Origin of the sequence: Mycobacterium sp. UM_Kg1 (genome assembly GCF_000972925.1) — a bacterium.
GTDB classification, from domain to species: Bacteria; Actinomycetota; Actinomycetes; order Mycobacteriales; family Mycobacteriaceae; genus Mycobacterium; species Mycobacterium hiberniae.
Window position 1 is genome coordinate 1 of record NZ_JRMK01000142.1, and the last position, 8,677, is coordinate 8,677.

The 8,677-nt window shown below is 66.9% G+C and carries 8 protein-coding genes; 6 read left to right on the plus strand and 2 right to left on the minus strand.

Features of this window, described 5'->3' with window-relative positions; genetic code table 11:
- Positions 1-26 precede the first annotated feature (26 nt).
- The gene (locus LI92_RS17460; RefSeq protein ID WP_046321101.1) at positions 27-1,325 is read right to left on the minus strand and encodes a cytochrome P450; all 1,299 of its coding nucleotides are present in this window, start codon (positions 1,323-1,325) and stop codon (positions 27-29) included.
- 138 nt (positions 1,326-1,463) lie between these two features.
- On the opposite strand from LI92_RS17460, the gene LI92_RS17465 reads away from it, so the two are divergent.
- Positions 1,464-2,117, plus strand: a complete 654-nt coding sequence (locus LI92_RS17465) for a TetR family transcriptional regulator (RefSeq protein WP_046321103.1) — start codon at positions 1,464-1,466, stop codon at positions 2,115-2,117.
- Here LI92_RS17465 and LI92_RS17470 read toward each other — a convergent pair.
- The gene (locus tag LI92_RS17470; RefSeq protein ID WP_046321105.1) at positions 2,114-2,857 is read right to left on the minus strand and encodes an enoyl-CoA hydratase/isomerase family protein; all 744 of its coding nucleotides are present in this window, start codon (positions 2,855-2,857) and stop codon (positions 2,114-2,116) included. The genes LI92_RS17465 and LI92_RS17470 overlap by 4 nt on opposite strands.
- 57 nt (positions 2,858-2,914) lie before the next feature.
- Here LI92_RS17470 and LI92_RS17475 point away from each other — a divergent pair, with 57 nt between their 5' ends.
- The 5 genes from LI92_RS17475 to LI92_RS17495 form a co-directional block, all read left to right on the plus strand.
- A complete protein-coding gene (locus LI92_RS17475) occupies positions 2,915-4,507 on the plus strand; it encodes an AMP-binding protein (protein WP_046321107.1) in 1,593 nt (530 codons plus the stop codon).
- A 35-nt stretch (positions 4,508-4,542) separates the two neighbouring features.
- Positions 4,543-5,733, plus strand: a complete 1,191-nt coding sequence (locus LI92_RS17480; RefSeq protein ID WP_046321108.1) for an amidohydrolase family protein — start codon at positions 4,543-4,545, stop codon at positions 5,731-5,733.
- A gap of 1 nt (position 5,734) precedes the next feature.
- A complete protein-coding gene (locus LI92_RS17485; protein ID WP_082109786.1) occupies positions 5,735-7,243 on the plus strand; it encodes a FadD3 family acyl-CoA ligase in 1,509 nt (502 codons plus the stop codon).
- Between the two features lie 119 nt (positions 7,244-7,362).
- Positions 7,363-7,989, plus strand: coding sequence for a TetR family transcriptional regulator (locus LI92_RS17490; RefSeq protein ID WP_046321109.1), 627 nt, complete (start codon positions 7,363-7,365; stop codon positions 7,987-7,989).
- Between the two features lie 54 nt (positions 7,990-8,043).
- On the plus strand, positions 8,044-8,677 hold a 634-nt coding region (locus LI92_RS17495; RefSeq protein ID WP_046321110.1), incomplete at its 3' end, for a hypothetical protein.

An 8,677-nucleotide genomic window follows, 5' to 3' on the forward strand; every position in this document is an offset into this window, starting at 1 on the left:
TGTGTATAAGAGACAGGCGCAGCGGTTCACCGGCCGGCGCTGACAGGTGCGGCCACCGGGCTGAACTCCAGGTGCAGTTCGGTCAGGCCGCGCAGGATGAAGGTCGGTTCGAAGGTGAACCGGCGATCGCCTGCCGGGCCGTGCTGGGCTTCGTTGAGCCGGATGTCGGTCATCCGGTCCAGGATTCGCTCCAGTGAGATGCGGCTCTCGGCGCGTGCCAGCGGTGAACCCGGACAGGTGTGGCTGCCACGTGCGAACGCCAGGTGCTCGCGGACATTGGGCCGGTCGATGCGCAGCTCGTGCGGGTTCTCGAACTTGCGCGGGTCGCGGTTGACCGCGCCGGGGAACATCACCACCACGGTGCCGGCTTTGAGTTCGACGCCGCCGAGGGTGGTGGTCTTGCGTACCAGTCGGGGGTCGGTCTTCACCGGGCTTTCCAACCGGAGGGTCTCTTCCAGGAAGTTCGGGATCTTGCTGCGGTCGGCGCGCAGCGTCTCGACCAGGTCTGGGTCCTCGGCCATGAACCGTAACGCGGCACTGAGCAGCTTGGTGGTGGTCTCCTGCCCGGCGCCGAACAGGAACGTGGCGCTCTTGACCACGTCGGCGATCTCGGGAATCGAGCCGTCTTCGTAGGTGGCGGTGGCCAGGTCGGTCAGCACGTCGCCGCGCGGCGTCTCCCGCCGGTCGCGCAGGTAGCGGCTGAACTTGTCGTCCAGCCACGCCAGCGGGTCGTGGGCCAGTTCTTCGTGGTCCAGCGAACCGATGCGGGCGCCGGGCTGCGGTGCGCCGAGCACCTGCTGGAACGCCGGCCGGTCCTCGTCGGGCACGCCGAGCAGGTCGGCGACCACCAGCAGGGCGAACGGCCGGGCATAGGAGGTGAGGAACTCGCAGCGGCCGCTGTCGATGAAGTAGTCGAGCTGGCGGTCGGCCAGCTGCCACATGAAGTCCTGGTTCTCCTTGAGCCGCTTGGGCGTAAGCAGCCGGCTCAGCAGTGACCGGGCTTTGGTGTGCATCGGCGGGTCCATGGTGACCATGTGCTCGGTCATCGGCATCAGATGGCGGTGCGCCTCGATCTGCTCACTGATGTCGTCGCCCTCGGGGGTGAACGGCAGGGGCGGAAACGGCCCGCCCACCGCGACCAGATTCGAATAGGTGTCGGAGTCGCGGTAGATCTCGTTGGCCTCTTCGTGACCGGTCACCGCGACCACGTCATACACACCCAACGGAGTCACCGGGTTCTGGGCCCGCAGGTAGTCGAAGTACGGGTGGGGATCGGGTACCAGGGACTGATCGGTGAAGAAATCGATCGTCGCGAAGTCAGTCAACGTGGACCTCTCTGCAGAACGGGTGACAGCTGCTGTGCACCTGCTTAGCATGGGCGGGGTTGGGGGTCAAGGGTCGCGACGCCACTACGATGGCCGCCGAGGGTGTAAAGGTGACAACAACGATGCGGAGCGAACCGGATGTCCGAATCGGCTAAGGGGCAGCGCAGAATTGGGGCACCGGACGCCAAAAACCGGACCCTGTTGCTCGATGCCGCAGAAGAGCTCCTGCTGACTGCCGGCGCCGGTGCGGTGAGCTCGCGTCGCGTCGCCGAGCGAGCGGGTCTGAAGCACCAGCTCGTGCACTACTACTTCCGCACGATGGACGATCTGTTCCTGGAGATGTTTCGCCGGCGCGGCGACCAGGGGTTGACCGAGCAGGCGGCGGCGTTGGCGTCGCCGCAGCCGCTGTGGGCGTTGTGGCGATTCAACACCGATCCGGCGTGGACGGCGCTGACCATGCAGTTCATCACCGTCGCCAATGAGCGTGTGGCATTGCGCAGCGAGATCGCCTCGTATGCCGAACGGCTGCGCGCCGAACAGATCGCGGCGGTCGCCGGACTGCTGGAGCGGTACGGCATCGACGATGTGGAGTTCCCGCCGACAGTGTTGATGGTGCTGATGACCAGCGCCTCGCGGATGCTGATCATCGAGCATGAGGCTTTGGGCATGACCCTGGGCCACGCCGAGACCATCGAGTTCGTCGAGCGCTGGCTGCAGCGGCTCGAGGGCGACCCGCCGCCGCACGCGCCGCCCTTCGGCGTCGCGTTGGCCGCGGAGGCCGTCGAGCACTAGCGCTGCTTCCGGCCCTGTTGGAGGCGATCCGCGGCTTCCCAGTGTGCGTCGGCGACCCACAACCGAGCGAACGCGGCCACCGCCTCCTCCGCCGCTGCGCCACCGATCACCCGTTTGATCTCGCCCGCCGAGGGGTTGGCCAGCGACCGGGCCAAGCTGCGCCAGTCGGCATCGAAGGATTCCCGGGGAACCACCCGATTGATCAGGCCGATCCGTTCGGCCGCCGGAGCGTCCAGCATGGTCCCGGTGCCGGCCAGCAGCAGCGCCTGACTGTGGCCGACCAGTTTGGCGAGCCGCTCGGCGCCGCCCCAGGCCGGCATGATCGCCAACGACACCTGATTGAACCCGATCTTGATGTCGGCGGCCGCGATCCGGATGTCCGCGGCGACTGCGACCTCGGCGCCGCCGCCCAGCGCGTGGCCGTTCAACGCGGCGATCACCGGCGCTGGAAACGCCGCGATCCGATCGCACAGCGTGCGCATCCGCCAGGCCATGGCTGCAGCTTCGGCCTCGGTGCGCAGCGCCGCGAGCTGCTTAAGATCGCCGCCGGAGACAAAGGCGCGATCGCCGCCGCCGGTGATCACCAGTGCCTGTGCCCCGGCGACTTTGTCCAGCGCCCGGTCGAGTTGCTCCATGGTCTCGGGGGCGATGGCGTTGCGGGCGTGGGGCCGGTCGATGGTGATGATCGCCAGTCCGTCATCCAGTTGCACATCCAGCTCGTCCGGACGGTCGCGACCCATGGCTCTCCACTCAAGATATTGGCATTCTCAAAAACGGAGAATAGCATCGCGGGCACGATGCGAAAGATTCCTGCCGACCTGGCTCGGCGCTACGAAGAGCAGGGATGGTGGACCCGCGAAACCCTCGGTGACCTGCTCTCTACGGGCCTGGAGGCCAACCCGGACATCGGGTTCGAGGTGCATTCAGCCGTGCGGCCATGGCGGGGCAGTTTCGGCGATGTGGAGCGTGTCGCCCGCCGGTTGGCGGCGGGGCTGCGCGCCCGCGGCGTCGGTCCGGGAGACGTGGTGGCCCTGCAGTTGCCCAACTGGATGGAGGCTGCCGCGGCGTTCTGGGCGGCGGCGTTTCTGGGTGCGGTGGTGGTGCCCATCGTGCACTTCTACGGTCCTCGGGAGCTGACCTACATCCTGGCCGCGAGCCGTCCGCGGGTGTTCATCACCGCCGAGCGGTTCGGGCGGATGTGCTTCCGTCCTGAGCTGTGCGCCGACATCCCGATCGTCGGGGTGGTGGGTGGGAACGATGCGAGCGTGGTGGGTGGGAGCGACGCGAGCGTGGTCGACTTCGAGGATCTGCTCGCCGACGAGCCGATGGCGGGCACGCTCGACACCGACCCGGCGGGGCCGGCCCTGATCGCGTTCACCTCGGGGACCACCCGTGCCCCCAAGGGGGTCATCCACAGTCACCAGACGCTGTGCTGCGAGACGCGCCAGTTGCTGGCCAACTACCCGGCAGACCGCGGGCGGCAGCTGACCGCCACCCCGGTCGGACACTTCATCGGCATGGTCGGCGCGTTTTTGATCCCGGTGCTCGACGGTGCGCCGATCGATCTTGCCGATGTCTGGGACCCGGCCAAGGTGCTGGCGCTGATGTCCGAGCAAGGGGTTTCGATCGGCGGCGGTCCGCCGTACTTCGTCACCAGCCTGCTCGACCATCCGGATTTCACCGACGCGCATCTGCGGCACATCCGCCACGTCGGCCTGGGCGGGTCGACGGTGCCCAGCGCCGTCACCCGCCGGCTGGCCGATCTGGGCATCTTCGTATTCCGCTCCTACGGCAGCACCGAACACCCGTCGATCACCGGCTCGCGCCCCGATGCGGCGGAGGACAAACGGCTGTTCACCGACGGCGATGCCCGCCCCGGCGTCGAGGTGCGGCTGGCTCCCGATGGCGAGATCTTGAGCCGGGGCCCGGACCTGTGTCTGGGCTACACCGACGACGCGCTGACCGAGGCGGCGTTCGACGCCGAGGGCTGGTATCACACCGGGGACGTCGGCGTGCTCGACGCCGACGGGTATCTGACCATCACCGATCGCAAGGCCGATGTGATCATCCGCGGTGGCGAGAACATCAGTGCGGTTGAGGTCGAGGATGTCCTGCTGGCCATGCCGGCTGTGGCCGAGGCGATCGTGGTGGCGGTACCGGATGTGCGACTGGGGGAGCGCGCGGTCGCGGTACTGCGCGTCAAGCCGGGTCACGCCATGCCGACCATGGCGAATGTGCGGGAACACTTCGAGCGCATAGGGGTGGCGCGGCAGAAGTGGCCGGAGGATCTGCAGGAAGTCGAGGACTTTCCGCGCACGGCGAGCGGCAAGGTGCAGAAGTACCTGGTGCGCAGGCAGCTGGCCGAGCGTGTTGCAACGACACCGCTGTGAGAATATGATTCTCGCAAGTCGAAAAGGAGCATTTCATGGGTCAACTGTCACATCGCGTCGACGTACCGTTCCCCCTGTTTGATGCGGATAATCACCTTTACGAGCCGCCGGAAGCGCTGACCAAGTACCTGCCCAAGGAATACAAGGACATCGTCCAGTACGTCGAGGTCAATGGGCGCACCAAGATCGCCATCCGCGGCCAGATCAGCAACTACATCCCCAACCCGACGTTCTCGGTGGTCGCCAAGCCGGGCGCGTGGGAGGAGTACTTCAAGTACGGCACCCCCGACGGCAAGAGCAAGCGTGAGCTGTTCGGCGAGCCGATGAAGTCCATCCCGGCCTTCTTCGAGCCCGCCCCCCGGCTGAAGCTGATGGACGAGCTGGGCATCGACCGCTCGCTGATGTTTCCGACGCTGGCCAGTCTCATCGAGGAACGGCTGCGCGACGACCCGGTCGCCATCCACGTCATCGTTCACGCGCTGAATCAGTGGCTGGACGAGGTCTGGGGCTTCAACTACCAGAACCGCATCTTCACCACGCCGGTCATCACCCTGCCGATCGTCGAGAAAGCCATCGAAGAGCTGGAGTGGGTGGTCAAGCGCGGCGCCCGGGCCATCCTGATCCGGCCGGCGCCGGTGCCCGGTTTCCGCGGCCCGCGTTCGTTCGCGTTGCCCGAGTTCGACCCCTTCTGGGAGAAGTGCGTCGAGTACGACGTCTTCATCGGAATGCACTCGTCGGACAGCGGCTACTCCCGGTACACCTCGGAATGGGACGGCGCCGTCGAAGAGATGCTGCCCTTCCAGACCAACGCCATGGGCATCCTCAACGAGTGGCGCCCGATCCAGGACGCGGTCGCATCCTGGGTGATCCACGGTGCGCTGTTCCGGCACCCGAAGCTCAAGGTCGGCATTGTGGAAGCCGGCTCCAAGTGGATGTTCCCGCTGTTGGACTCCATGGCCGAGGTCTACCGGAAGGCGCCCGAGGCGTTCCTGGGCAACCCGATGGAGGAGATCAAGAACCGGATCTACGTCAGCCCGTTCTATGAGGAGGGCATCGACGACCTGATCAACCTGGTCGGTGTGGACCAGGTGCTCTACGGTTCGGACTGGCCGCACCCGGAGGGTCTGGCGGAGCCCACCCACTACATCACCGCGCTGTCGCATCTGCCTCTTGAGGACCAGGCCAAGATCATGGGCGGAAACCTCGGTCGGCTCGTCACCGTCTAGGGTGCCGCACTGGCAGACCATTCCCGAGATGGTCCTCAGTGCCGGCGATCGCTTCGGAGACGCTGAGGCGATCGTCGACGGCTCGACACGCCTGAGTTTCGCCGAGTTGGCCGACCGCGTCCGTTGTGCGGCGGGCGCATTCGCCGAGGCGGGCGTCGCCAAGGGTGATCGGGTGGCGGTCTGGGCGCCGAATTCGGCGGCGTGGATCATCGCGGCGTTCGGGCTGCTCACCGCGGGCGGGGTGCTGGTTCCGGTCAGCACCCGGTTCAAGCAGGCCGAGGCCGACGACATCATCGGCCGCAGCGGCGCGAAGCTCGTCCTGGCCGAGCAGGGCTTCCTCGGCGTGGATTTCAGCGCACCGGCCGGCGTTCCGGTGATCGACCTGAAATCGGACTTCCTGGGCAGCGGATCACCGCTGCACCGCACGGTCGACGGCAACGATATCGCCGACATCATCTTCACCTCCGGCACGACGGGCCGGCCCAAGGGTGTGATGATGACCCACCGGCAGAACCTGCGCCTGTATGCCGAATGGTGCGATCTGGCCGACCTGCGGCGCGGCGACCGGTATCTGATGGTCAATCCCTACTTTCACACGTTCGGCTACAAGGCGGGCTGCATCGCCGCGTGCATCCGCGGAGCCACCATGGTGCCGGTGCGGGTCTTCGACGCCGAGACCGTGCTGGAACTCGTTGAGTCCGAACGCATCACCATGCTGCCCGGTCCGCCGACGCTGTATCAGTCGCTGCTGGAGGCGGGCGGGAATCGAGACCTGTCGTCGCTGCGTGCCGCCGTCACCGGGGCCGCGGACATCCCGGTGGACCTGATCCGCCGGATCCGCAGCGAACTGCCGTTCCGGTCCATCATGACCGGTTACGGGCTCACCGAGGCCGGCACGGTGACGGCGTCGCGCCCCGGCGACTCGTTCGAGGACATCGCGACCACGGCAGGCCAGGCCTGCGCCGACATCGAGGTCCGCATCGCCGGCGACGCGGAAACCGGTGAGGTCCTGGTGCGCGGCTACAACGTGATGGTCGGCTACCTCGACGACCCCGCCGCGACCGCCGAGGCGATCGACGCAGCGGGCTGGTTGCACACCGGCGACATCGGCACGCTCGATGACGCCGGGCGGTTGCGCATCGTCGGCCGTAAGAAGGACATGTTCATCGTCGGCGGCTTCAACGCCTACCCGGCAGAGATCGAGGGCTTCCTGCTGGAGCATCCGGAGATCTCGCACGTCGCGGTGATCGGGGTGCCCGACGAGCGACTCGGCCAAGTGGGCAAGGCGTTCGTGGTCAGGGCGACGGGTGCGCAGATCGACGAGGCGGATGTGATCGCCTGGAGCCGCGAGCGGATGGCCGGATTCAAGGTGCCGCGCTCGGTGTGCTTCGTGGATGCGCTGCCGCTGAACGCCACCGGCAAGGTGGACAAGCAGCATTTGCAGGCAAGGTCCGCCGCGGCCGGGGCGGGGACGGCCCGCGCCGGTGCTGAAACAACACCCGGGGGCTGATCGCGGGGCCCTGCAAGATTCGCAGACGCTGACTTAAGTCATCGAATGCACCCGCTCCTGGTGGGGCGATACTGTCATCACTTCGAGGCGTGCAGAGTCGGCGAGCGGAGGGGCAGGGCATGGCCGTGGCGGACAGGCCGGGGAAGATGACGGCGCGCGAGGTCCGGCGCCTGCAGACGCGGGAGCGCCTACTCGGTGCGGCGACCGCCGAATTCAAGCGAACCGGGATGGCCCAGGCCGACGTCGGCGCCATTGTGGCCGCCGCCGGTGTCGCGCACGGCACGTTCTTCTTCCACTTCCCGACCAAAGAGCATGTGCTGCTGGAGCTCGAGCGCCGGGAGGAGGAGCGGATCGCCAAGCAGTTCGAGAAGTTCCTGGCTGCGCCCCAGGACCTCTCGGGCGTTTTGGCCGAATCTGCCCGCCTGGTCATCGACCTGGAGAGCCGCCTGGGCGATCCGCTGTTCACCGAGTTTCTGGCGCTGCACTTCTCGCCCACCCGGCCGCCCGCCGACAGTGGTGAGCACCACCCGCTGATCGATCTGATCGCCGAACGCATCGAAATGGCCCGGTCGCGGGGCGAAGTCGACGACGATGTGGTCGCGATGAACAGCGCGGTGTTCTTTCTGCTGGGCCTCTACGCGCTGCTCATCACCACGCACGCCTGGCCGACGCGTCCGGAGTTGGTCGCCGACTACCTGAACAGAACGCTGCGGGGTCTGGGCGTCGGCCGAAAGTCATTGACTTAAGTCAGTAATGCCCCTAGCGTCGAAGACGTTGCCCAATGACGCGAGGGGTGGCTATTGCCTACTGCACCGCAGCATCAGCGTGACGGGCTCGGGCTGGACGAGCACCTCGAGCTGTCCCATGCCGCTCAGCGTCGTGCCGACCGCTGGCTGATCAGCGGCGGCATGCTGATCGGTACCGCGGCGGCCGGTGTCTTCGGCCTGCCGCTGTTCCTGCGCGGAATCTGGTTGCAGCGCAGGGCTCAACGCGACGGGCTGACCGTGCGGCCGATGCTCGTGACGTTGCTGGGCTACCTGGTCATCATCGATGCCGCGATCAACGCCGTGGGGTGGGCCCTGGACACGGTGGCCAACCACACCCTGCTGGCCCGGGTGCTGCTCAACGGCTGGGGTGCGATGTTCGACGCCGGCTACTTCTGGCACTACAACGAGCTGTGGATCGGCGGGGCCGCCGGCCCGGGCGAGAAGGGCTGGGAGGTCGGCCTGATCTTCACCGTCTTCACCATGCGCATCGCGGCGGCAATCGGGTTCCTGCAGATGAAGCGCTGGGGCCACCAGTGGATGGTGGTGACCTGCTGGATGGGTGTGGTGATCTGGGTCGGCTACGTGTTCAACATGACCATGTATGCCGATGTGCGCTACGCCGGCGTGGTGTTCCCGGTGATCGGCTGGTGGCTCTACGACATCTTCT